Source organism: Deltaproteobacteria bacterium HGW-Deltaproteobacteria-6 (assembly GCA_002840435.1).
In the GTDB taxonomy this organism is placed as follows: Bacteria; Desulfobacterota; Syntrophia; order Syntrophales; family Smithellaceae; genus UBA8904.
The window spans coordinates 562,588-585,861 of sequence record PHAT01000005.1 but is presented as its reverse complement, the minus strand read 5'-3'; the positions used below and the strand labels follow the sequence as shown (position 1 = coordinate 585,861).

The window sequence follows — 23,274 nt, the reverse complement described above, 5'->3', positions numbered from 1 at the left end:
CGGTCTTCAGTCTGATAGCGGATCGCTGAAGGTAAAATAAGACAAATTAAAATTTACGTAAAGGAGAATACAATGGATTATCGATTAAGTGACGAGCTGCAAATGCTAAAGGATATGGCTTACAAATTTGGCCAGGCTGAAATGGTGCCCATTGCCCATGAGGCGGATGAAAAAGAAGCGTATACGCCTGAGGTGAGAATGAAGGCGGCTGAAAACGGCCTTTTGGGCGCCTGGATTCCGGAAGAGTACGGCGGGCCGGGCGTTGGTTTCCTGGGGCATACCATTATCACCGAAGAATTATCCAAAGCCTGTATCGGCATCGGATTAAATCTTTACGGCGCCTGCTTTGGAGCCCAGAACGTTTATCACTACGGAACGGAAGAACAGAAACAGCAATACCTGCCGCCCATCTGCACCGGCGAGTATGTTTTTGCCGGAGCCTATACGGAACCGAATGCGGGCACCGACGTGGCGGGTTATAAAACAAGAGCCGTCAGAGACGGCAAGGACTGGGTCATCAACGGAACCAAAATGTTCATCACCAACGGGACCTGCAGCACCCATATGATCGTTCAGGCGATTACGGAACCGGATGCCAAAAAGCATTCCAGCTTCAGCCAGATTCTTGTTCCCTGCGACACCAAGGGCGTCACCCGGACCAAACTTCACGGCAAGCTGGGGCTGCGCGCCAGTGATACGGCGGAAATCGCGCTGGAAGACGTTCGCGTACCTCTTGCAAATCTGGTCGGCACGCCCGGCAAAGGTTTTTACCAGCTCATGCATTTCTTTGATGTGACCCGGATCATGATTGCCGCGCAGGCGCTGGGACTATCGGAAGCGTGCCTCGCCGCCTCTGTAAAATATGCCAAGGAAAGAATGGTTTTCGGCGCTCCTCTGGGAAGCTATCAGATCACCATGCAGAAGCTGACGGAAATGGCCATCAAGATTGAAGCCCTGCGCGGCTTCATCTATAAGTCCGCCTGGCTGGTGGACAATGGAACACCCGATTATACCCTGGCGGCCATGGGCAAATATCTGGGCGGTCAGACAGCGGTCTACTGCGCCAATGCAGGCGTGGAAATCCACGGCGGCTATGGCTACATGGAAGAGTATGATGTCCAGAAGTGGTACCGCGATGCCAAGATTCTCGAACTCTATGAGGGCACCAAAGAGGCGGAAATCATGACGATCGGCAAATTACTGCAGAAATAATATTGCGAATCTGTCGTCAGGCAAGTTTGGAAAAAGGCCGGCAGGGCCCGGCCTTTTTCTGTTTACCGGGTCCCCGAAAATGGACTATCTGCTGTCCTGGTCCTTAGCTGCCATGTCGGCATAAGGGGCCGTGAATAACGCTAATACGGAGATTGAAGATGTAAAATGAGGTCTCCACCGAATTTACGCTGCGGGCATTTGTTGATACGTTGCAATCAAACGATAAGCCCGACAGCACTCAGAACCATCGGGCAGCGGACAGACAGCGCAAAGCGACAGGCAATTTTCAATAACCATAAAAATTTCATAAGGAAACCGTCATGAAAGAAATAAAAAAAGTATGTGTCTTAGGCGCGGGATTGATGGGCAACGGCATTGCACAGGTTTGCGCTCAGGCTGGCATGGATGTGACCATGCGCGATATCGAACAGCGCTTCATCGACAGCGGAATGAAAGCCATTACCAAAAATATTAACCGGGACGTGGAAAAAGGAAAAAAAACGAAGGTGGAGGCGGACGCCATCCTGGCCAGAATCAAACCGGTCCTTGATCTTAAGGAAGCAGCCAGAGACGCGGATGTTATTGTTGAGGTCATTATTGAAGTCATGGACGTCAAGAAGAAGCTCTACAGGGAACTCGATGAAATAGTCTCCGCTGACTGTCTCTATTTCACCAATACATCCGGCCTCAGCATCACGGAAATGGCTGCGATTACCAACCGTCCGGAAAAAGTCATCGGCACCCATTTCTTTAATCCCGTGCCCGTTATGCGCTTGCTGGAAGTCATCCGGGCTTACCAGACATCGGACGAAACACTCGCAGCCGCGCTGGCCTGGGGGAAAAAGCTGGGCAAGGAATGCATTATCGTCAAGGAAGCACCGGCGTTTGCCGTCAACCGGATCCTCTGCACCATGATCAACGAAGCCTTCTACGCACTGGATGAAGGCGTCGCCACCGCGGAAGACATCGACCTCGGCATGCAGCTTGGCTGCAATCATCCTATCGGGCCTCTGGCCCTGTCCGACCTGATCGGCAATGACACGCTGCTTCGCGTCATGGAAGGCCTGCACAAAGAATTGGGCGATAAATACCGGCCGGCGCCTTTATTGCGGAAACTGGTCCGGGCCGGAAATTTAGGCAGAAAGTGCAACCGCGGCGTGTATGACTATACGAAATGAACATTACCGGGACCTCCACAGTTTTTGGGATGAATGATTTTTCAAAGTTTGACATCAAATTTTTTTAGAGGGTGATGGAATATGGATGTATATGCGGATTATAAAAACAAACTGGTTTCAGCTGAGGAAGCGGCAAGTTACGTCAAGTCCGGTGATAGAATTTTTTACAGTGAATTTATTCTGATTCCCGAATCTCTGGATGAAGCACTGTCCAAAAGAATTCATCTGCTCAAAAACATTGATTTAAGGTCTCTTTGCACAGCACGGGTGCCCAAGGTCGTGGAAGCTGATCCCAAGCGCGAGCATGTGATCATGAATGACTGGCATTTCTCCACGGCCAGCCGCCGTCTTCATGACGCTGATCTGTGCAATTACATTCCTTTCAGTTACCACCAGGGGCCGCGGACGATCAGGAAATATATCGACTTTGAAGTCGCGTTTATCACGGTAGCCGAGATGGACAAAAACGGCTATTTCAATTACGGCCTGTGCAATTCGCTGACGGGCGCGGCATTGGATAAAACAAAGATCATTATTGTCGAAGTGAACAAGAACGTTCCCTACTGTTACGGAGGCAACAAAGAGTCCATCCACATTTCCAAAGTGGATTATATCGTGGAGGGGAAGAACCCGCCTCTGACGGAGATTAAACCGGCGGCTCCCAAAGACGTGGATCGGCGCATTGCCGAAATTATCATGAAGGAAATCGAAGACGGCTCCTGCCTGCAACTGGGGATAGGCGGTCTGCCGAATCTGATCGGGCAGATGATTGCCGAAAGTGATTTGAAAGATCTCGGCATCCATACGGAGATGCTGTGCGATTCCTTCGTCGATCTGTATAATGCCGGCAAGATATCCGGCAAAAAGAAATCAGTGGACAAATGCAAAATGGTTTACACTTTTGCGATGGGCACTAAAAAGCTCTATGATTTCCTGGATCATAATCCCACCTGCTCTTCCTACCCGGTGGATATTACCAACGACCCGAGAATTATCTCATTCAACAGCAAAGTGATTGCCATTAACAACGCCATTGAAGTGGATCTTTACGGTCAGGTCTGTTCGGAATCATCCGGGATCAACCACAAATCAGGCACAGGCGGCCAGCTCGACTTTATTTTCGGCGCCTTTCAATCGAAAGGCGGCAAGGGCATCATTTCCCTGAGCTCAACATTCAAGGATAAAAAAGGGAAACTGCATTCGCGCATTGTTCCTTTTGTCGAACCGGGGTCCATTGTCACCGTGCCTCGTTCTATCGTCCAGTATGTAGCTACGGAATACGGCATTGTTCAGCTCAAAGGCAAATCAACATGGGAAAGGGCCGAGGCCCTCATCAGTATAGCTCATCCGGATTTCAGAGAAGAGCTGATCGGCCAGGCCGAAAAAATGAGGATATGGGTTAAAGGCCGATAGGACTTAAACAAATGTAATGAAGAAGAGAGACGCATCATCAGCCCGTCATGCTGCGCAACCGAAATCATGGCCGGAAAATCAGTTATGCGTGTCCGAATAAAACAATACTTTATGACTTTAAAAATATACGGAGGCAACAATTATGCAAGTACCTATGTTAGTCACTCATTTTCTAGATCGCGGCGTCAAGTTGTATGGTCCCAAGACCTGTATCATTGACGGAGAGAAACGATTTACCTACAACCAGTTCAACGAAAGGGTCAACCGGCTTTCCAATGCCCTGATCGGTGAAGGCGTCAAGCAGGGCGACCGTGTCGCCTATATCGGCCCCAACGGACACCGTATCCTTGAGTCCTATTACGGCATTACCCAGATCGGCGCCATCCTCCTTTGCATCAACATCCGTTTGAGCGCGGAGGAGATCGCATACATTCTGAACCATGCCGGCGCCAAAGTGGTATGCGTTGATTGGGAGTATGCAAATCTGGTGGCCCCGGTTGCCGACAAACTGGAAACGGTCACGCATTTCATGCTGTTTACCGACGGCCATCGCCCTGAAGGCATCGATTGGCCTGACTATGATACACTGCTGAATGAGGCTTCAACGGAGAGGCCCCCCCGGCCCGAGATAGATGAAAACGATGTCGCCGAACTGTTTTATACGAGCGGCACAACATCCAGACCCAAGGGCGTGATGATGACTCACCGTAATATCTACTCAAACGCCATCAATTATATCCATATGCTGGGTGTTACCGATGCCGACACGCAGCTGCACAGTGTGCCGTTGTTTCACGTGAATGGCTGGGGCTCGCCCCATGGCATCACCGGCTCCGGCGCGACCCATGTGATTGTCCGGGATTTCCGCCCGGAACGAGTGCTTGCGGCTATCCAGAAGGAAAAAGTGACGATCGGAGCAATGGTTCCGGCCATGGTCACCATGCTGCTGAACCATCCCGGGGCGGACAAATATGACACCTCCTCGTGGGAGCGCATGATCATCGGCGGCGCGCCGGTTCCGATCACTATCCTGCGGGAAGCTCAGGAAAAATTCGGCGTCAAATGTTATCAGGCCTACGGAATGACGGAAACCTGTCCCATGCTGACGCTGTCGACGCTGAAGGACCATATGAAGACACTGCCCTTTGAGGAGCAGCTCGTCTATCGCGCGAAGACCGGCAAACCTGTCTTCGGCGTCGAATTGCGGGTTGTTGATGAGGATGGCAGGGACGTGGAACCTAATGGCGAGGCGGCGGGAGAGATCATTGTTCGCGGCAACAACGTGATGAAGGGTTACTGGAACGATCCGGAGGAAACGTCCAAAATCATCATCGATGGCTGGCTGCATACCGGCGATATTGCCAACATCGACCAGGAGGGCTTCGTGCAAATCGTCGATCGCGGCAAGGACATGATCATCAGTGGCGGTGAGAATGTTGCTTCTGCGGAAGTTGAAATGGGCATTTTCAAGTTCCCCGCCGTCATGGAATGCGCCGTGGTCGGTGTCCCGGACCCCAAGTGGGGTGAAGCGGTCAAGGCGCTGGTCGTGCTGAAGCCGAACATGAAGGCCACTGAAAAAGAGATCATCGACCATTGCGCCACGCTGCTGTCCAAGTTCAAGCTGCCGCGTTCCGTGGATTTTGTAAGCGAACTGCCCAAAACCGGCACGGGCAAAATATTGAAGCGCGAAATACGGGCGCAGTATTGGGCGAATCAGGAGAAAAAGATCGGCGGGTAATCCATTAGGGAAACCGGGCCGCCGTTTTCATCCTTCACCGCTCGAAAAAATCATGCGGCGTGATTCACAGGGTCCGGCTTGAACCTCCAGGCCGGACCGCAGCGGCTTTGAGATTCAGGAAGACCTAAAAAGCCGGTATCCGAAGCCCGCCTGATGATCTTAAGCATCTATTCCGCCAAGGGTAATACGCGGCATCTGCATAGCATGCGGGCAGGTGTGTTCAATAGAAGAGGCGGGAGCATATTGATCGGCCCCGCCTTTTTTAAACAGTCGTCACAAAGATGCCGTTCAACGCAAAACGTGAGGGAAAGAGCATGGATCTGGAAAACTGGAGAGAAAAATATCCTGAAAAGTTTGCCACGGAGAATGTGATCTTCGGCCGCATTCACCGGGGGGATACGATTTTCATCGGATCGGCCTGCGCGGAACCACAACATCTGGTGCAGTCTCTGATTCATTATGTAAAATCCAATCCCAAAGCTTTCTGTGATGCCGAAGTTCTCCACATCCGGTCTCTGGGCGTCGCCCCTTACGCAGCGGAAAGATTCAAGCAGCATTTCCGGCACAATTCTTTCTTTATCGGCGACAGCACGCGGGATGCCATCAACCAGGGCGTTGCCGACTATACGCCGATCTTTCTTTCCCATGCGCCGAAGCTTTTCGACAAAGGCATGGCCAGAATTGATATTGCCCTGATTCAGACGTCCCTTCCGGATAATCTAGGCCACATGAGTCTGGGGATCAGCGTCGATGTGATCAAGGCGGCTGTGAAGAGTGCATCGGTTGTTGTCGCTCAGGTGAATCGCTTCATGCCCCGGGTTCATGGCGACGCATTTCTGCATATCAGCGATATCGACTACATCGTTCCCCGCGACGAAACGCTTCTGGAATACAGCCCGGAAGCCGAAACGGATATCGCCATCAGAATCGGCAACTATGTTTCACGCCTGATTGAAGACGGCGACACCATTCAGGTCGGCTACGGACGAATTCCCAATGCCGTCCTGCAGAACCTCTGCGGCAAAAAGCATCTGGGCGTTCACACCGAACTGATCAGTGACGGCATCGTCGATCTCATGAAGAAAGGCGTCATTGACAATACCAGAAAAAATGTGAACCCGGGAAAAACCGTGACAACATTTTGCATGGGGCATCAGGCCACCTACGAATATCTTCATGACAACCCGGCCTTTGATTTCAGGACGATTGACTACACCAACAACCCGATGGTCATTGCCCAGCAGGACCACATGGTGGCCATTAACAGCGCCCTGGAAATCGATCTGACGGGACAGGCCACGGCGGAATCCATTGGCAGCATTTTTCACAGCAGCGTGGGGGGACAGGCGGACTTCATGCGCGGGGCTGTTTTCTCCAAAGGCGGCAGGGCCATTCTGGCCATGCAATCCACGGCCGCCTGCGGCGTCGCTTCCCGGATCGTTCCATCGTTGCGCGAAGGCGCCGGCGTTACGCTAACCCGCGGAGATGTGCATTACGTCGTAACGGAATACGGCATTGCTTATCTTCACGGCAAGAATGTCCGCGAGCGCGCCATGGAGCTCATTGCCATTGCCCATCCCAAATTCAGGCCGATGCTGATTGAAGAAGCAAAGAAACGAAACATTGTCTATCACGATCAGCAGTTCATTCCCGGCACGCGGGGGGAATACCCGGAGCATCTGGAATCTCATAAGACAACGAAGACCGGCCTGAACATCTTTTTCAGGCCCATCAAAATCAGCGATGAGCCCCGGTTGAAGGATTTTATATATTCTCTGTCGGAGCAAAGCCTTTACCGCCGCTTCATGTCTACCAGAAAAGACGTCCCGCATGAAGTGCTGCAGTCACTCGTGATCATTGATTACACGACCGAAATGGCCATACTGGCAGTCGTTCCAAAAGGGGAAAACGAGGAAATCGTCGGTGTCGGCAGATACTATATTAACGGCTCCACCCATACGGCGGAAGTCGCCTTTGCCGTCAAGGATATGTATAACAATCAGGGAATAGGGTCGGAACTTTTAGCCTATCTGACTTACCTTGCCAAGCGCCAGGGCCTTTTAGGCGTTACGGCGGAGGTTCTGGCCGAAAATCATCCGATGCTGCACGTCTTTAACAAGGGCGGGTTTGATCTGGAGAAAAAGAACATCGCCGGACTTTGGGAATTGAAGATCACCTTCCGGGACTGAAACACAACGCTTTTGATGATGAGGCAATACCATGAGCATACCCTATATCGAAACCAATGCCGCCGATTGCCGTGATTGTTACCGTTGCGTGCGCAATTGCAACGTCAAGGCCATCCGGTTTAAAAACGGGCAGGCGCAGGTTGTCCCGAAACTCTGCATCATTTGCGGGATGTGTATTCGCGTGTGTCCGCAAAAGGCAAAAGGCATCCACAGTGCCATGGAAGATGTTCTGAAGGCCAGGCAGGAAGGCCGGAAACTTATCGCCTCGGTCGCGCATTCGGCCCCCGCGTATTTTCACATGAAAAACTTTGCTGAAATGGAGAAGGCCCTCCTGAATCTCGGATTTCAGGCGGCCGAAGACACAGGCATCGGCGCCGGCATCGTCGGAATGGCTCATCAGGAATATGTCGATCAGCATCCGGAGCGGTGGCCTGTCATTACCTCCGCCTGCCCCGCCGTCATCAATTTGATTGAAAAATACCACCCCGATCTGCTGCCCCATTTAGCGCCGCTGGTTTCTCCCATGATTGCCCACGGGCGCCTTCTGGCAAAGAAATACGGATCAGACGCCTATATTGTCTTTATCGGTCCGTGTCTGGCCAAGAAAATGGAAATCTATCACAAACCGGTTGCCGGCGTCATTCATGCCGCCATGACCTTCCGGGGCCTCCATGAATGGTTTACGGCGGCGGGCATCGATGACGGACCCGCAGGGGATATTCCGGAGGCGCAGCCCGCCGATCGCGCGCGCCTTTTCCCCCTTAAAGGCGGTCTGATCGGTGTGACTGCTTTAAATCCGATAACCCTGGATGAGGATATGGCTGTGGTCGCAGGCCTTGATGACTGTCAGGATGTTCTGCGCGATATCCGGGCGGGCAGCGTGAAGAAAAAACTGGTGGAACTGATGGCGTGCAGAGGCGGTTGTGTAAATAGCCTGGCCTTAACAAATCCGGAAGAAGAATCCGATCCAGCCAGCCGGGACGGCTTCAGTCGCCGCCGGCAGCCGGTTTCCGTTCCGAGAGGAATGTGGCCGCCCATGGAGCGCACTTTCAAAGACCGGGGCATCCGGATACCTGAGTATGAGGAAGAGAAAATTCAGGCCGTCATGCGTCAGGTCAATAAATATAATTCCGTTGATCAATTGAATTGCGGCGCCTGCGGCTATTCCACCTGCCGTGAAAAGGCCATCGCCACGCTGCGCGGCATGGCCGACCCGACGATGTGCATTCCCTATATGCGGCATCGTTCGGAATCATTGCATCAGTTCGTCATGGATGCGGCGCCCAATGCCATCATCATCATCGACGACAACCTGGCGATCCATGATTTATCTCCATCGGCGGAAAAGCTCTTTAAACACAGGCTGGCGGACGTTCATGGGCAGCATCTGTCCTGTCTCACTTCCGAACTGGATGACTTCAAGTATGTTCGCGACACGGGCCGACACGTTGTCGGCAAGGCGCGATGGATGCGCGACGACATTATCGTTGAGCAGACCATCGGTCGGGTCGAAGGGCAGCCATTGATGGTGGCCATTCTTCGGGATATCACGGAGCGGGAAAAGGAACGGGAAAAATCCAATGCCATTCGGGAGGCCATGCTGGCCAGGACCAAGGAGGTCGTCAACAGACAGATGCGCGTCACGCATGAAATTGCCCATCTGCTCGGAGAAACCGCGGCAGACAGCAAGACAGCCTTAAGCAATCTCACGAAACTGATTGAAGAGGATAATTCGCCGAAATGAAACGGTACACGTCATCCAGGGAAAACGCTGCTCCCTCTCCGGAACACAGTGTCAGCAGGAAATACGGATATCCGGTATCGGAAATACGGTGTTCACCGAATTTACTGAAACGGGAAAATCTTTTATCCTGCTTCCAAAAGATGGATGAAGCAACGAAATCCGGCATCCGCCATCCCGGGTCATGCTTCCCCAGAGCCAATGAAAGTCCTCGATCGGCGCAAAGGAAGCATGCCCGGATGGTTTGGCAGTTTGAATATAAATTGGAAATCCGTAAAAAATAAACGGAAGGAAACAATGATGAATTTCGCACCCGCAGAAGAACAATGGATGGAATTCATGAAGCGGCGCGATGCGGGCCCGGATCCGGCCTCTTGGCGCAGCGGCGGCCGGGACATGGCCGCGGCCGTCGCGGCCGTTTAAAAGATGGTTGTAGGGAACGGTCTTCCAGGAACGCATAACCTCGTGCCACCACGTGCAACTTCCTGGACATCCGTCGGTTAGGTTATGGCGACAGAGAAACGGACCGTTCCCTACTATATTTAAATATGACGGCAGAAAAAACCTGTTTGGCGAAGGAGATGAGATGATGGAATTAATTCAATATGAACTGAATGAACGTGTGGGAGTCATAACGGTCAATCGGCCGAAAGCTTTAAACGCGCTTAATGCTCAAGTCATTAAGGAATTGGATGAGACTTTGGACGCCATTGATTTAAGCGCAGTCAGAGCTTTAATTATTACGGGCGCCGGAGAAAAATCTTTTGTGGCAGGCGCGGATATCGCGGAGATGTCAACCCTGACAAAAGCCCAGGGTGAAGCTTTTGGAAAAGCAGGCAATGATGTGTTTAGAAAATTAGAGACATTTCCCATTCCCGTAATTGCCGCGATCAATGGGTTTGCCCTGGGCGGCGGTTGTGAACTGTCCATGAGCTGCGATATCCGATTATGCTCTGAAAATGCGATCTTCGGACAACCGGAAGTCGGACTGGGAATTCCGCCCGGATTCGGTGGGACACAAAGATTGGCGCGCATCGTCGGAATCGGAAAAGCAAAAGAACTGATTTATACGGCCGCAAACATTAAAGCCGATGAAGCTTACAAAATCGGGTTGGTTAATGCGGTATTTCCTGCGGAAGACCTGATGCCGGCGGCGAAGAAAATGGCTTTAAAAATTACGCGAAATGCTCCGATAGCCGTTCGCGCCTGCAAAAAAGCAATCAATGAAGGCTTACAGGTCGACATGGACAAAGCCATCATCATTGAAGAAAAATTATTTGGTGACTGCTTCGCAACGGAAGATCAAATGGAAGGAATGAAAGCATTTGTAGAAAAAAGAAAAGTTGATGGTTTTAAAAATAAGTAACTGCGCATCATATTTTCTATTTTCGAATACGACATTTTTAAATCATTCTCACCGTCAAGTCAGACGGAGATCAAATGATTCGGCCATGACTTTAATAAGACATTTCAAAAAGGAGAAACAGAATGGAACATCAGCATAGTTTTGCCACCCCGGGTCCTGCGGCTTTAGGCGCATACGCCGTTGCGGTTTTTGGTTTTGGAGCCGTTTTTCTCGGACTGATAGGAGTGAACGGGCTGCCGTTGCTGGCCGCCTGGCTGGTTGGCGGAGGCATCGTTCAGGTGATTGCGGCAATCATCGAATTGAAAGATCATAATGTAACGGGAGGCAATGTATTTTTGTATTTTTCCGGGTTTTTCATGTTTGCCGCGGCCTTGAGCACGATAGCGAAATTCCTGATGATCATCAATGGTCTCAAACCGGAGGCCACCATCGAAGGCTGGACATGGATGGCAGGCACAGGATTCCTTGTTGCCATGACCCCGGCCTATGCAAAATCGAATGCCGCTTTGTTTAGTCTGGTCGTCATCGTTGATGTGGCATTGTTTCTGATCGCTCTCATTGATCTGGGTATGGTAAACGCCGCCGTCTGCAAGCCTATTGTAGGCTACCTCCTCATCTTTACCGGCTGCATCGCAATTTATCTGATAGCCGCCACCGCGACGAACGCGGTTTACGGAAAAACGGTTATTCCGATTCCCGGGCCTGTGGTCAAATGATCGGACCATCATGTCTGTTAAAAAGATAACAGCGGCGGGCAGGACTTGCCTTAAACAAACCGCCGGAAAGGGAGATGGTCACAACACGGCAAAAATTGAACATCATCTGCTTTCGCATCGATGAAGCTTCTGTTCATCGAATAGCCCTTTAGTTTTGCATCCCCGGAAAGGGGATGAGTCAAAACGCTCAGCCAAAAGGAAATGCCGTTCCCCGGTTTCGCGGAGAACGGCATTTCTGAGGAGGGACTTCAAAATGTAGAAACCGGGTGCATCTGTTTCTACATCCAGGGGTTTAGCCTAATTTCTTCCTGTTTTCGACCAGATCGTCAACCACGGACGGATCAGCCAGCGTCGACGTGTCACCGAAGTCACCGAACGTTTTGGCGGCAACGTTTCTCAGGACGCGGCGCATAATCTTGCCGGATCTCGTTTTGGGAAGACCATCCGCCCATTGAATATGGTCGGGGGAGGCGATCGGACCGACAACCTTGCGGACATGGGCAATCAGGGCCTTTTTGAGGTCATCCGTTTTGGCCACATCATTATTCAGCGTGACATAAGCGAAGATGCCCTGACCTTTGATCTCATGGGGGAATCCGACAACCGCCGCTTCGGCGACATCCGGATGAGAAGTCAGTGCCGCTTCGACTTCCGCGGTGCCCATTCTGTGACCGGAAACATTGATAACGTCATCGACACGGCCGGTGATTTTGTAATCGCCGTCGGCATCGCGTTCCGCGCCGTCGCCGGAGAAATAGGTGCCGGGAAACTGCACGAAGTAATTCTCAACGAACCGGCCTTCTTTATCATCCCACAAACCGCGGGCCATGCCGGGCCATGAATTTTTAATACAGAGAGCGCCTTTTCCGGGGCCTTTGACTTCTTTTCCTTCTTCATCAAACAGAACCGGAATGATGCCGAAGAACGGAACCATGGCTTTGGCGGGTTTAATATCGATTGCGCCGGGCAGAGGCAGGATCATATGTCCGCCTGTTTCCGTCTGCCACCAGGTATCGGAAATCGTGCAGCGGCCGCCGCCGATCTTGTTGTAGTACCACCACCAGGCTTCGGGGTTGAGCGGTTCACCGACCGAACCCAGAACGCGCAGAGAAGAAATATCATGCATATCGACCCACTTGTCGCCTTCTTTGGCGATGGAGCGAATAGCGGTGGGCGCGGTATAGAAGTTATTGACATTGTATTTTTCAACGACAGCCCAGAACCGGCCGAAGTCCGGATAGTTGGGAACGCCTTCAAAAAGAATGCTGGAGTGGCCATTGCACAGCGGACCGTAGACAATGTAGCTGTGACCGGTGACCCAACCGATGTCGGCAGTACACCAGTAGGTGTCTTCATCACGAACGTCAAAAGCGAGTTGCTGAGTCATGGAGGCATAGAGCAGATAACCGGCCTGTGTATGCACAACGCCCTTGGGCTGTCCGGTCGAACCGGATGTATAAAGGATGAACAGCGGATCTTCCGCGTCCATTTCTTCCGGTTTGCAGTAACGCTCCGCTTTGGCCATCAGAGCTTCATACCAGACATCGCGGCCTTCCTTCATGGCAACGTTCGTTCCGGTGCGTTTCACAACAACCACCGTTTTCACACCGGGGCACTGATCAACGGCTTTGTCGGCTGTGTCTTTCTGGGGAACTGCCTTGGCGCCGCGGTAGGTGCCGTCGCAGGTAATGACAACCTGCGAGCCGGAGTTGTTAATGCGGTCTCTCAAAGCTTCGGCCGAGAATCCGCCGAAAACGATGGCATGAACGGCGCCGATGCGGGCGCAGGCCAGCATGACAATGGACAGTTCCGCGATCATGGGAAGGAAGATGGTGACGCGGTCGCCCTTTTTGACGCCCAGGCCTTTCAGAACGTTGGCAAATTTGTTGACTTCGCGATACATGTCGTAATAGGTGTAAACTTTCCAGTCATTGGGATCGTTGCCTTCGAAAATGATCGCAGCCTTGTTTTTCTTGGTGGCCAGGTGACGGTCCAGGCAGTTGTAGCTGACATTGAGCTTGCCGCCTTCGAACCATTTGGAATGAACGTCTTTCGCGTCAAATGACCAGTCCGATACTTTCTTTTTGTCAAAGGGTTTAAACCAGGTCAGTCTTTCGTTCGCCATTTTTGCCCAGAAGGCATTGGGGTCCGTAATGGACTCTTTGTAAAGTTTGTCATACTCTGCCCGGCTCTTGATGTAAGATTTCTCCCTCACTCTATCAGGCACAGGAAATACCTTGTCATAAAAATCTGTTTCGTTAGTCTCAGCCATGTTATTCTCCTTAAAATTATTTTTTTATGCCCTTTTTATCCGCCTAAAAGGCATGAGTCCTTTCTTATTAGCCACTTTCGGTGATCCGTCTTTTTACTCATGAAATTCAAATTCTTTTCAGGAGGGGTACGCCCCGCAGTCTGGCTTTGTTCCTGTTGGTCAGACACGCGTTATCTGATTCACCGCCGAAACATTGGGGCGTATTACATATGGCGGATGCAATACACGTACCCCTTGAAAAGCAATGATTCAGTACTACAGGATGATGGTTTGTGGTATCGGCGTCAGTCCGAATTAAATGTCGGATAAAGTCCTACAACATGTAGGGCTTATTGTTGATAAATACCGGCCTCTTTGAGGTTGGAAATTTTCCGGCGGAAGACGAACCTTGCTGAAAATTAAAAGACATGCTGACGACGGCGCGGGTCAGACGGGCAGTTTCATTCGACTCCGGCAGACGGCTGACCGCGGAATGGACTTCCGATCGAAGCTGAGCGGGAAATCCGGTTTTTTAATAAATTCAAAGCATTAAGATGCCTCATCCCGGCGCATCGGGATCTGGAATGACCGGGGCTGCAATTGTGACACCGTCTTGGAGCGGGGCGTCCCGTAAAGCCGCAAAATGCCGCCCCGATGATCCGCGACGAACGCATCAACAACTCAATTTGCAATTTTATTTTGACGGTTTGAGACGGTTATCCATTCCGGTGAAGCCGCAGTCCGGCTGATAACAGGTCACATTGAGAAATTCGCATTGCTGCTTGCAGGCGGGGCAGACTTCCGGAGGTTTCATTTCCACAACTGTGTTTCCGCAGTTGCTGCACTTCCAGGTATTTTCAGGAAGGGTTGCTTTATTTTCGGCCATGGTCAATTTCTCCTTAATGTTTTCAGTAAATTTATCACATAATCCATGACGCATGTTAATTTATTTCAGCCGTCGAATAAACTTGAAATTAACGGCAACTTTCTGTAAGCAAATACAGTTTTACAACACAGGAGAACTTCATGGCAAAAAGCGCAACAACAAATGATCTGGCGGGACTTTCGCTTTTGGGATCAGGCAAAACGGTAAAACCCGTCCGCAAACTGGAGACCTTTCCCAATCATGCCAGGCGCGACTATACCGTTACGCTGTCCACCGACGAATTCACCTGCGTTTGTCCGATGACCGGCCAGCCGGATTTTGCCAAAATCACCATCCAGTACATTCCCGGGAAAAAAATCGTCGAATCCAAATCATTGAAACTGTATTTGTGGTCTTTCCGCAACGAAGGTGTTTTTCACGAACATGTCACCAATATCATTCTTGATGACCTGGTGGCCGTCCTCAAACCCGTCTGGTGCAAAGTGTCGGCGCAGTTTGCCGTGCGCGGCGGAATTGCCATCTGTGTGGATGCGGAATATCCCGGTAAAAAACGCCAGGCCGATTCATCAAACTGATCTGTCAGAGCGGTCGTCAAAATAATGCGTGGTTTGCGGCATTCCCCTGCACAAACTTCCTCATTCCGTTTGCTGTAAGAAAATGACCATTGAAATCATTAATGTTTTCGTTGAAACAATTTTTTTTGCCCATCTTTCTTTTTGATCACAATTCCTTTGACACGTCAGGTCATTCTTCGTATACTCCCGCAACAAAATCGTTCTTTCTGAAATACAATAATGTGTAAAGAATAAATCCAATATGAAGATGTGAGGTTAAATATGGGAAAACGTGAAGACATTAAGAAAGTGCTCATTATCGGCTCCGGGCCTATTGTCATCGGCCAGGCCTGTGAATTTGATTATTCGGGGACGCAGGCGTGCAAAGCGCTGCGCAAGCTCGGCTATGAAATCGTCCTGGTCAATTCCAATCCGGCCACCATTATGACCGACCCCGGAATGGCTGACGTCACCTATATCGAACCGCTCAATGCTCAAACGATTACCGAAATCATTGAAAACGAAAAGCCGGACGCCATTTTGCCCAATCTGGGCGGCCAGACCGGCCTGAACCTGACGTCCGAACTTTACAAGCTGGGTGTTTTACAAAAACATCATGTAAAAGTGATCGGTGTTCAGGTGGACGCCATCGAACGGGGTGAAGACCGGATTGCTTTTAAAGAAGCCATGAACAAACTGGGCATTGAAATGCCCAGAAGCGAACCGGCTGTCACCGTGGAAGAGGCGGAAAAAATCGCGGCAAAACTGGGTTATCCGGTGGTTGTCCGCCCCGCCTATACCATGGGCGGTACGGGCGGCGGCATTGTTTATAATCTGGAAGAGCTGCGCGTCATCGCCAGCCGGGGTATTTCGGCAAGTCTCATCGGACAGATCCTGATTGAAGAATCCGTGATCGGTTGGGAAGAGCTGGAACTGGAAGTCGTACGCGACGCTAAAAATAATATGATCACCGTCTGCTTTATTGAAAATGTCGATGCAATGGGCGTCCATACCGGCGACTCCTACTGCACTGCGCCGATGCTGACCATTTCCGAAAACATCCAGAAGCGCCTGCAAAAATATTCTTACGACATCGTGGAAGCCATTCAGGTCATCGGCGGAACCAATGTCCAGTTTGCGCATGACCCCAAAACAGACCGCATTGTCGTCATCGAAATCAATCCGCGCACGTCGCGCTCATCGGCGCTGGCGTCCAAGGCCACCGGTTTCCCGATTGCCTTGATTTCATCGACGCTGGCCTCCGGCATCACGATGGATGAAATCCCTTACTGGCGCGACGGATCGCTGGAAAAATACACGCCGTCCGGCGATTACGTGGTCGTCAAATTTTCCCGCTGGGATTTTGAAAAGTTCCCCGGCGCCATAGACAAGCTGGGCACGCAGATGCGCGCCGTCGGCGAAGTCATGAGCATCGGCAAGAATTACAAGGAAGCCTTTCAGAAAGCCATCCGTTCTCTGGAGAAAAAACGTTACGGCCTGGGCTTCGTCAAAGACTTCAACACCAAGTCGCAAGATGAACTGATGGAACTCCTCAGCGAACCGTCCAGTGAAAGACAATTCATCATGTATGAAGCCCTGCGCAAAGGCGCGACGATCGACGCCCTGCACCAGAAAACATTTATTAAGAAATGGTTTATCGGGCAGATGAAAGAACTGGTCGAGCTGGAAGAAAAAATTCTGACTTATCAAGGAAAAGAGCTGCCCGACGCGCTCCTGATCCAGGCTAAAAAAGACGGCTTCTCCGACCGATACCTTGCGCAGATTCTGGGCAGGAAAGAAGAAGATATCCGCAAACAGCGGCTTGGGGCAGGGCTTGCTGAAGCCTGGGACGCGGTACCGGTAAGCGGCGTGGAAAACGCGGCCTATTACTATTCCACCTATAACGCACAAGACAAAGTCGGCGTCAGCCCCAACCGCAAAATCATGGTGCTGGGCGGCGGCCCCAACCGCATCGGCCAGGGCATTGAATTTGATTATTGCTGCGTGCACGCGGCGTTTGCCCTGCGCGATGAAGGCATCGAATCCATCATGGTCAACTGCAACCCGGAAACCGTTTCCACGGACTATGACACATCCGATAAACTTTATTTCGAACCGCTGACCGTGGAAGACGTTTTAAGCATCTACGAAAAAGAAAAACCCGAAGGCGTGATCGTGCAATTCGGCGGTCAGACGCCGCTCAACATTGCGGCGGATCTGGCGAAAGCCGGCGTCAAAATCATCGGCACCTCGCCGGAAACCATTGATCTGGCTGAAGACCGCGACCGCTTCGGTAAAATGATGGACAAGCTGGGCATTCCGATGCCCAAATCCGGCATGGCCAGCAATCTGGATCAGGCCGTCAAAATTGCGGCCGGCATCGGCTATCCGCTGATGGTGCGCCCCTCTTACGTGCTGGGCGGCCGCGGCATGGAAGTGGTTCATGATGAAGAAATGCTGAAGCGCTACGTCAAAGCCGCAGTCGGCGTCACGCCGGAGCGGCCGATTCTGATCGATAAGTTTCTGGAAAACGCCATTGAAGCCGAAGCCGACGCCATTTCCGACGGCACCGACGCCTTTGTTCCGGCGGTGATGGAACACATCGAACTGGCCGGCGTCCATTCCGGCGATTCCGCGTGTGTCATTCCGCCGATCAGCATTTCAGCGCGGCACATCGATACGATTATTGACTACACGAAAAAAATTGCCGTTGAATTCGGCGTGGTTGGACTGATGAATATTCAGTATGCCATTGCCAACAACGTTGTTTACATTCTGGAAGCCAATCCCCGCGCCTCACGCACGGTGCCGCTGGTTTCCAAGGTCTGCAATATCTCCATGGCCAATATTGCCACGCAGATTATGCTGGGCAAAAAACTAAAAGACATGAATCTGAAAAACAAAGTCTTCAGCCATTTCGGCGTTAAAGAAGCTGTTTTCCCCTTCAATATGTACCAGGAAGTCGACCCGATCCTGGGGCCGGAAATGCGCTCCACCGGCGAAGTGCTGGGGTTGGCCGATTCATTCGGTCTGGCCTACTACAAGGCTCAGGAAGCAACCGGGCAGAGCCTTCCCTCGGAAGGCACCGTGCTCATCACGGTTGAAGAAAAAGATAAAGACGGCATCCTGGAAGTCGCCCGCGCTTTTGCCAAAATCGGTTTTAAAATCCTGGCCTCGGCAGGAACCGATAAATTCTTTGCCGAACACGGCATTGCCTCGGAACGGATTTTGAAGATGCATGAAGGGCGGCCCAATATTGTGGATGCCATCAAAAACGGCGAGATTCAGCTGGTGATCAACACGCCGGCCGGACGCCTGAGTAAATATGATGATTCTTACATCCGCAAGGCGGCCATCAAATACAAGATCCCGTATATTACGACCGTTGCGGCCGCAGTGGCCGCGGTCAAGGGCATTGCCGCTTTCCGTCAGGGCCACGGCCGGGCGAAATCGCTGCAAAGTTACCATGCGGAGATTAAGTAAGGCACAGAGTTGCAAAGGGACAAAGGCACAAAGCAGGGAACGGTCAAAGACCACCACTGTGGGTGGCAAGACCGTTCCCTTTTAATTTGAGCCTTTGCCCTGACAACCACGCAAAGAATCCATTTTTTTTTACTTCGAGAGTAATCTTTCTTTGATCTTTGTGATCAGAATGTTACCGCCCCGGCGGTTGAGGTGCAGATGATCGGTTAAGAACAGTAATCCCCGCTGGTCGGATATGTCATCCCAACTTTGCAGCAGCAGGTAATGCGAGAATATGGCGCCATACATACTTCGCAGGTCTAATTCATATCCCTTAATATCTTTACGGCCATTTTTTATGATCGCTTCCGTAAGCGCCTCGTTGAGCGCGATATAACCAACGTTCTTTTCTTCGGCGATCCTCTTTATGTCGTGCGAATATTCAATAGACTTTTGAAAAGGAATACTATCCACCTTTTCACCCAGGGGTGGAATGGAGATTAACGTAATTCTCGCCCGCGTTTTTTCTTTTAGCTTATCGACCAGGGTTTTCAAATTATGCGCATACCATTCTTGGGTCGGTTGAACAGGCAGCTTCCATAATGCGTTGAAACGTTCATATTCGGCAGCGGACAAAGTCGCTCGGCAATCATTCGTGCCAATGAGTATCAAAATTTCATGCGGCTTTGCTCCAGCAACCTGATCAACTTTATTCAGCTGATGATAAGCGAATTGACTATTAATCCCTTCATTGATAAAAATAAAATGACTGACGTCATGATCTTTGGACAGTTCTTCGACATAATTATAGCTGACGGCTCCGTGGGTAAGGCTGTCCCCCATCAAGACCGCAATTTTTTTAGATGGATCAATTTTCGCTTTTAAAAATGCTTCAGCGTTATTGGCTGGCGTTTTTACGGCCCGGTAAAACCCGTACCCGGTCATGGCGCACACGACAAATAAAATTGTAATACAGAGCATCACCATTTTTTTCATCATAGAGTCCTGCCCCCTGTATTGAATCCACTCCATCTTGCGGTTTTTTAACCGTCTTTTCTTGCGGCAATGCAGGCGGCGCCGATGGCTCCTGTCATTTGCGCATGAGGCGAAACGCTGATCGGGTATCCCAGGGCTTTTTCCAGAGCCGAGACGACGCCGATATTTTTGGCGACGCCGCCGGTCATCATGACGCACGTGTCCGCATGCATGCCTAACCGGCCGGCCATGGCGGAAATCCGCGAACTGATGGCCTCATGAATACCCGCGATGATGTTTTCCCTTTTATCCCCCCTGGCAATGAGGGAAACCACTTCCGATTCGGCAAACACCGCGCAGAGACTGCTTATTTTTGCGGGACTGTCCGCTTCAAGAGACAGGGCGCCGAAGTTATCCAGATCGACCTCCAGCGCCCGAGCCATAACTTCCAGAAAACGGCCCGTTCCGGCCGCACATTTATCGTTCATGATGAAATTGGCCACATTGCCGTCTTTGCCAAGAATGATGGCCTTGCTGTCCTGACCGCCAATGTCGATGATAGCCCCGATGGCCGGATTAAGATGACGGGCTCCTGCGGCATGGCACATAATCTCCGTGAACGTCCGGTCGGCAAACGGCACGCTGTTGCGGCCGTAGCCTGTAGCCACAACGCCCCGGACATCCGCAGGACTCACGTCATGATCCGTAAGCAGCCGCTCATAAATTGTCTGAGCGGCTGCTCCGGAATTGTAGCCGGTAAAACAGGCCGTGGCAGCCACGAGCGCCTCGCCTGCCATCAGCGCGCCCTTTGCCGTCACGGACCCAATATCAATGCCGATCGTATACATCTCAAGCCTCCTCCGTATTCTTAGAAAACTTTCTGAACAGCAGCACGAAAAGTATCCCCGCGATGTACATCTCCAGACCATAGACCCCGTTGACGATGAAGAGCGAGCTGTAGAAGTCGCCGATCTGGTCCTGGATGAGGATCGCGAGCGTCATGGAAAGGGCGGAGTTGCGGACGCCAGTCTCAAAAGCGAGGGACCGGATCTGCTTTGCGGACACACGGAAAATCTTAGCGACGACTATGGCCGCCACCATGCCGGTGAGCGCTAAAATAAGGGGAGCGAAGTAGAAGGAGAGGCTGTAGCGGTTTGTATCGGTCAACGCGTTGAGGTTTCCCACCACGCCCGTCACCATGATGAACAGGACCGTAAAAATTCCCAGGATTGAGAAGATCGGCGCCGCTTTGAGCGAGGCCTTCTCGAATTTGGCCCGCACCGTCATGCCTACCGCCAGCGGAACGATGACCAGCACAATAATGGTCTGCGCGATGAGCAGGGCCGGGAGCGATGCTCCCGAGCTGGTGGTCCCGTAGAGGGAGAGGAGGAGCGGCGTGCAGAACATGGCCATGATCGTCGAAATCGAGGTAAGGGAGATGGAAAGCGCCAGGTCGCCCTTCGCGAAATGCGTCAGCAGGTTCGAGGTAACGCCCGCGGGGCTCACCGTCGCCAGAATAAGCCCCATGAATATGAAGGGATAAGCCTGGTAGAATCCGAACAGATGGCTCAGGCCTAACGCGACCAGGGGCATCAGGCCATACTGGAGAACTATTCCGATGACAATGGCCAGCGGCTTGCGGAAGACAAGTGAGAAGTCGCTGAGCTTCAGGGTCAGTCCCATGCCCACCATGACCAGGAAGAGCATGAGCACGATGGATATCTTGAATATCCGGTCGAAGAGAATAGCCTTCGGTTCGCCGCTGATCCGGGCAAAGGCGTAGGTCTTGCCTTCGTGTTCTCCGGTAACGGTTTCAAGCGCGAACATCATCCTGCTTTCCGACATTTTCTCATACTCGGCCGCGGGATGTCCACCTTTGACCGGCAGTGATACGACGTACATATCGCCTTCACTGCCGCGTAAGAAGTAGAGTATTCCCGTTCCGGCCTTTGCGGTCTTAACTTTCAGGATACGGAGGTTGCCTGTCAGCTCCTTCTTTTGCGCCGCAGACCAGTCGAGCTGGGACGCACGGGAAGAAAGCCCGTCTACGAACGCGGTATCCCCTTCGCCGATGATTTTTTTTGAAAGGTACTTGTAGAGTTCTTCCCCCTGGAGCGATGGGCTGCTTGCCATGACAGCCGTTGCGGTAAGCATAAGTGTGCAGATAACAGCTAAGAAAATCTTTCGAGCTTTCATTGGCATATACCTCGCAATGTTTATTTTGGTGTTGCCGGGAGGATCCCGTGTGCCATGGAGTACGGCTGACCCTTACCCTAATGGCAAGGGTCAGCCGTCAAATCTCATCTCCGCACAGCCGTCGGAACCGGTACCGATGCCGGCAGTGTGCATCTCAGGCCGTCCCCTTTTTTGACTGGATCATTTCCATAAAGGCGTCGATCCGCGTTTGAATCTGGGCTTCGGAAAAATTACGTTCGTCGCACATGTCGGCTTCGAGCATCAGCGAGGGGATGCCCCGTTCGCGCTCAACAATCTTCTGGATGTCATACTGCCCGAAGGAATAGGGTTTGCAGCTGCGGTTGGAGTGCATGACGATCCCATCAGCCCCGTATTTGTCAATCATCGAAAGGACGATCTCGGCCATCTGGTCCACGCCGATATTCAAATAAATACGTGTATAGGATTCCGCCGCGGACCCGAGAAAATCATTTTCGTTGACGTACTTCAGAGAGCCGCACCAGGCTGAGGTGTAAGTGTCGGCCACCAGGCAGGCGTCATGCTTGGCAAATTCCCTGGACAGCCATTTCAGCCGGTACCAGATCGGCAGGTTATCCCACAGCAGGCGGTACTTTTCCCGGGGAATGGCCCCTTGTCCTTCGCTTGCACGTCTGCGCATTTCATCCCGGAGGCCCCGGTAGAAATCAACAGCCTGCGTTGTGCCCCGGAGTGTGACGATCAGAGCAAGATAGAAAAAGGCGTCGAAGGCGGTCATGGGGGAAGGCCTGTTCATGGTCGTATCCAAAACCTCCTGCCAGAGCTTTTGCCCCTCGAAGGAAAGTTTCCCGACTTCCTTCATGCGGTCCCGATCCATTTTGCGTCCAATCACGTTTTCCAGAAATAGAATATACTCATCCATCTGCCGCTGCACATAGGTTCTCATTTCTCCGGAAAATTCCGTGTGCACGATCGGCGTATCAAAAATGAACAGAGGAACCTTGAAATACCTCGCCTGCACTTCATACCATTTGAGAACGGTGCCACAGATGTTGTTGCAGCACACCAGCATGTCCGGTTTCGGCAGGCCGCCGATGGGGCCGCCATTGATCGTTGCGCAGGAAATATCGCCGCGGGCGTAGGAGCAAAGATCACTCGAATAGCCCATCTCCTCCGCCTTTTTGCATAAATCGACGCCCATCTTGCTGGCGCCGATCATCGCTCCGTAGTTTTCCGGATAAACGGGAATGATATCCATGGCAATCAGAGGCTCGACGGGGCCGCCGCTGGTGATCCAGGCCACCTTTTTGTTGTTCTGGCCGGCCGTTTTGGCGTCGATATAATAAGTGGTCATGATATCCCGCATCTGCTTTTCGTAGTTGATCGTTTTGCTTTCGTTGTTTTGCGTATGGTCTGTCATG

At 51.7% G+C, this 23,274-nt stretch carries 17 protein-coding genes; 11 read left to right on the top strand and 6 right to left on the bottom strand.

Annotation, left to right across the window (positions count from 1 at the left end; translation table 11 throughout):
- Positions 1-72 precede the first annotated feature (72 nt).
- From CVU71_12895 to CVU71_12855, 9 genes are all read left to right on the top strand, one after another.
- Complete coding sequence (locus CVU71_12895) at positions 73-1,212, top strand: acyl-CoA dehydrogenase (protein PKN18389.1); 1,140 nt, start codon at positions 73-75, stop codon at positions 1,210-1,212.
- A gap of 320 nt (positions 1,213-1,532) precedes the next feature.
- Entirely contained in the window at positions 1,533-2,390 is an 858-nt protein-coding gene (locus CVU71_12890; GenBank protein PKN18388.1) for a 3-hydroxybutyryl-CoA dehydrogenase, read from the top strand.
- Between the two features lie 81 nt (positions 2,391-2,471).
- A complete protein-coding gene (locus CVU71_12885) occupies positions 2,472-3,803 on the top strand; it encodes a butyryl-CoA:acetate CoA-transferase (protein PKN18387.1) in 1,332 nt (443 codons plus the stop codon).
- A 142-nt stretch (positions 3,804-3,945) separates the two neighbouring features.
- Entirely contained in the window at positions 3,946-5,541 is a 1,596-nt protein-coding gene (locus CVU71_12880; GenBank protein ID PKN18386.1) for an AMP-dependent synthetase, read from the top strand.
- Positions 5,542-5,822: 281 nt separating this feature from the next.
- Positions 5,823-7,730 (top strand): acetyl-CoA hydrolase, encoded by a 1,908-nt coding sequence (locus tag CVU71_12875; GenBank protein ID PKN18385.1) that lies wholly within the window; start codon positions 5,823-5,825, stop codon positions 7,728-7,730.
- Between the two features lie 31 nt (positions 7,731-7,761).
- On the top strand, positions 7,762-9,474 hold the full coding sequence (locus CVU71_12870; GenBank protein PKN18384.1) for a hypothetical protein: 1,713 nt from the start codon (positions 7,762-7,764) through the stop codon (positions 9,472-9,474).
- Positions 9,471-9,755, top strand: a complete 285-nt coding sequence (locus CVU71_12865) for a hypothetical protein (protein PKN18383.1) — start codon at positions 9,471-9,473, stop codon at positions 9,753-9,755. The genes CVU71_12870 and CVU71_12865 overlap by 4 nt, the downstream gene beginning before the upstream one ends.
- A gap of 305 nt (positions 9,756-10,060) precedes the next feature.
- Positions 10,061-10,837: an enoyl-CoA hydratase gene (locus tag CVU71_12860; protein PKN18718.1), complete on the top strand. Its 777-nt coding sequence runs from the start codon at positions 10,061-10,063 to the stop codon at positions 10,835-10,837.
- A 122-nt stretch (positions 10,838-10,959) separates the two neighbouring features.
- Positions 10,960-11,553 carry a hypothetical protein gene (locus CVU71_12855; protein ID PKN18382.1) on the top strand — a complete coding sequence of 198 codons (594 nt, stop codon included), beginning with the start codon at positions 10,960-10,962 and terminating at the stop codon, positions 11,551-11,553.
- 292 nt (positions 11,554-11,845) lie between these two features.
- Here CVU71_12855 and acs read toward each other — a convergent pair whose 3' ends face one another.
- Complete coding sequence (gene acs / locus CVU71_12850; GenBank protein PKN18381.1) at positions 11,846-13,825, bottom strand: acetate--CoA ligase; 1,980 nt, start codon at positions 13,823-13,825, stop codon at positions 11,846-11,848.
- A gap of 673 nt (positions 13,826-14,498) precedes the next feature.
- A complete protein-coding gene (locus tag CVU71_12845; protein ID PKN18380.1) occupies positions 14,499-14,690 on the bottom strand; it encodes a hypothetical protein in 192 nt (63 codons plus the stop codon).
- A 140-nt stretch (positions 14,691-14,830) separates the two neighbouring features.
- Between CVU71_12845 and CVU71_12840 the strand changes: the two genes are divergently transcribed.
- Together CVU71_12840 and CVU71_12835 are read left to right on the top strand one after the other, a co-directional pair.
- A complete protein-coding gene (locus CVU71_12840; protein PKN18379.1) occupies positions 14,831-15,265 on the top strand; it encodes an NADPH-dependent 7-cyano-7-deazaguanine reductase QueF in 435 nt (144 codons plus the stop codon).
- Between the two features lie 261 nt (positions 15,266-15,526).
- Positions 15,527-18,727: a carbamoyl phosphate synthase large subunit gene (locus CVU71_12835; GenBank protein ID PKN18378.1), complete on the top strand. Its 3,201-nt coding sequence runs from the start codon at positions 15,527-15,529 to the stop codon at positions 18,725-18,727.
- 129 nt (positions 18,728-18,856) lie between these two features.
- On the opposite strand, the gene CVU71_12830 is transcribed toward CVU71_12835, so the two are convergent.
- The 4 genes from CVU71_12830 to CVU71_12815 all read right to left on the bottom strand — a co-directional run bounded on the left by CVU71_12830 (position 18,857) and on the right by CVU71_12815 (position 23,273).
- Complete coding sequence (locus CVU71_12830) at positions 18,857-19,738, bottom strand: SGNH/GDSL hydrolase family protein (GenBank protein PKN18377.1); 882 nt, start codon at positions 19,736-19,738, stop codon at positions 18,857-18,859.
- Between the two features lie 11 nt (positions 19,739-19,749).
- Positions 19,750-20,529 carry a 2-hydroxyglutaryl-CoA dehydratase gene (locus CVU71_12825; GenBank protein PKN18376.1) on the bottom strand — a complete coding sequence of 260 codons (780 nt, stop codon included), beginning with the start codon at positions 20,527-20,529 and terminating at the stop codon, positions 19,750-19,752.
- A 1-nt stretch (position 20,530) separates the two neighbouring features.
- Positions 20,531-21,883 carry a hypothetical protein gene (locus CVU71_12820; protein PKN18375.1) on the bottom strand — a complete coding sequence of 451 codons (1,353 nt, stop codon included), beginning with the start codon at positions 21,881-21,883 and terminating at the stop codon, positions 20,531-20,533.
- 148 nt (positions 21,884-22,031) lie between these two features.
- The gene (locus tag CVU71_12815; protein PKN18374.1) at positions 22,032-23,273 is read right to left on the bottom strand and encodes a 2-hydroxyglutaryl-CoA dehydratase; all 1,242 of its coding nucleotides are present in this window, start codon (positions 23,271-23,273) and stop codon (positions 22,032-22,034) included.
- Between the last annotated feature and the right edge of the window lies 1 nt (position 23,274).

Coding starts and splice junctions, on each gene's coding strand:
- CVU71_12830 (PKN18377.1), bottom strand. CDS start 19,738: ATGGAGTGGATTCAATACAGGGGGCAGGACTCTATGATGAAAAAAATG.
- CVU71_12885 (PKN18387.1), top strand. CDS start 2,472: ATGGATGTATATGCGGATTATAAAAACAAACTGGTTTCAGCTGAGGAA.
- CVU71_12855 (PKN18382.1), top strand. CDS start 10,960: ATGGAACATCAGCATAGTTTTGCCACCCCGGGTCCTGCGGCTTTAGGC.
- CVU71_12860 (PKN18718.1), top strand. CDS start 10,061: ATGGAATTAATTCAATATGAACTGAATGAACGTGTGGGAGTCATAACG.
- CVU71_12835 (PKN18378.1), top strand. CDS start 15,527: ATGGGAAAACGTGAAGACATTAAGAAAGTGCTCATTATCGGCTCCGGG.
- CVU71_12840 (PKN18379.1), top strand. CDS start 14,831: ATGGCAAAAAGCGCAACAACAAATGATCTGGCGGGACTTTCGCTTTTG.
- acs (PKN18381.1), bottom strand. CDS start 13,825: ATGGCTGAGACTAACGAAACAGATTTTTATGACAAGGTATTTCCTGTG.
- CVU71_12875 (PKN18385.1), top strand. CDS start 5,823: ATGCCGTTCAACGCAAAACGTGAGGGAAAGAGCATGGATCTGGAAAAC.
- CVU71_12880 (PKN18386.1), top strand. CDS start 3,946: ATGCAAGTACCTATGTTAGTCACTCATTTTCTAGATCGCGGCGTCAAG.
- CVU71_12845 (PKN18380.1), bottom strand. CDS start 14,690: ATGGCCGAAAATAAAGCAACCCTTCCTGAAAATACCTGGAAGTGCAGC.
- CVU71_12815 (PKN18374.1), bottom strand. CDS start 23,273: ATGACAGACCATACGCAAAACAACGAAAGCAAAACGATCAACTACGAA.
- CVU71_12820 (PKN18375.1), bottom strand. CDS start 21,883: ATGCCAATGAAAGCTCGAAAGATTTTCTTAGCTGTTATCTGCACACTT.
- CVU71_12865 (PKN18383.1), top strand. CDS start 9,471: ATGAAACGGTACACGTCATCCAGGGAAAACGCTGCTCCCTCTCCGGAA.
- CVU71_12890 (PKN18388.1), top strand. CDS start 1,533: ATGAAAGAAATAAAAAAAGTATGTGTCTTAGGCGCGGGATTGATGGGC.
- CVU71_12825 (PKN18376.1), bottom strand. CDS start 20,529: ATGTATACGATCGGCATTGATATTGGGTCCGTGACGGCAAAGGGCGCG.
- CVU71_12870 (PKN18384.1), top strand. CDS start 7,762: ATGAGCATACCCTATATCGAAACCAATGCCGCCGATTGCCGTGATTGT.
- CVU71_12895 (PKN18389.1), top strand. CDS start 73: ATGGATTATCGATTAAGTGACGAGCTGCAAATGCTAAAGGATATGGCT.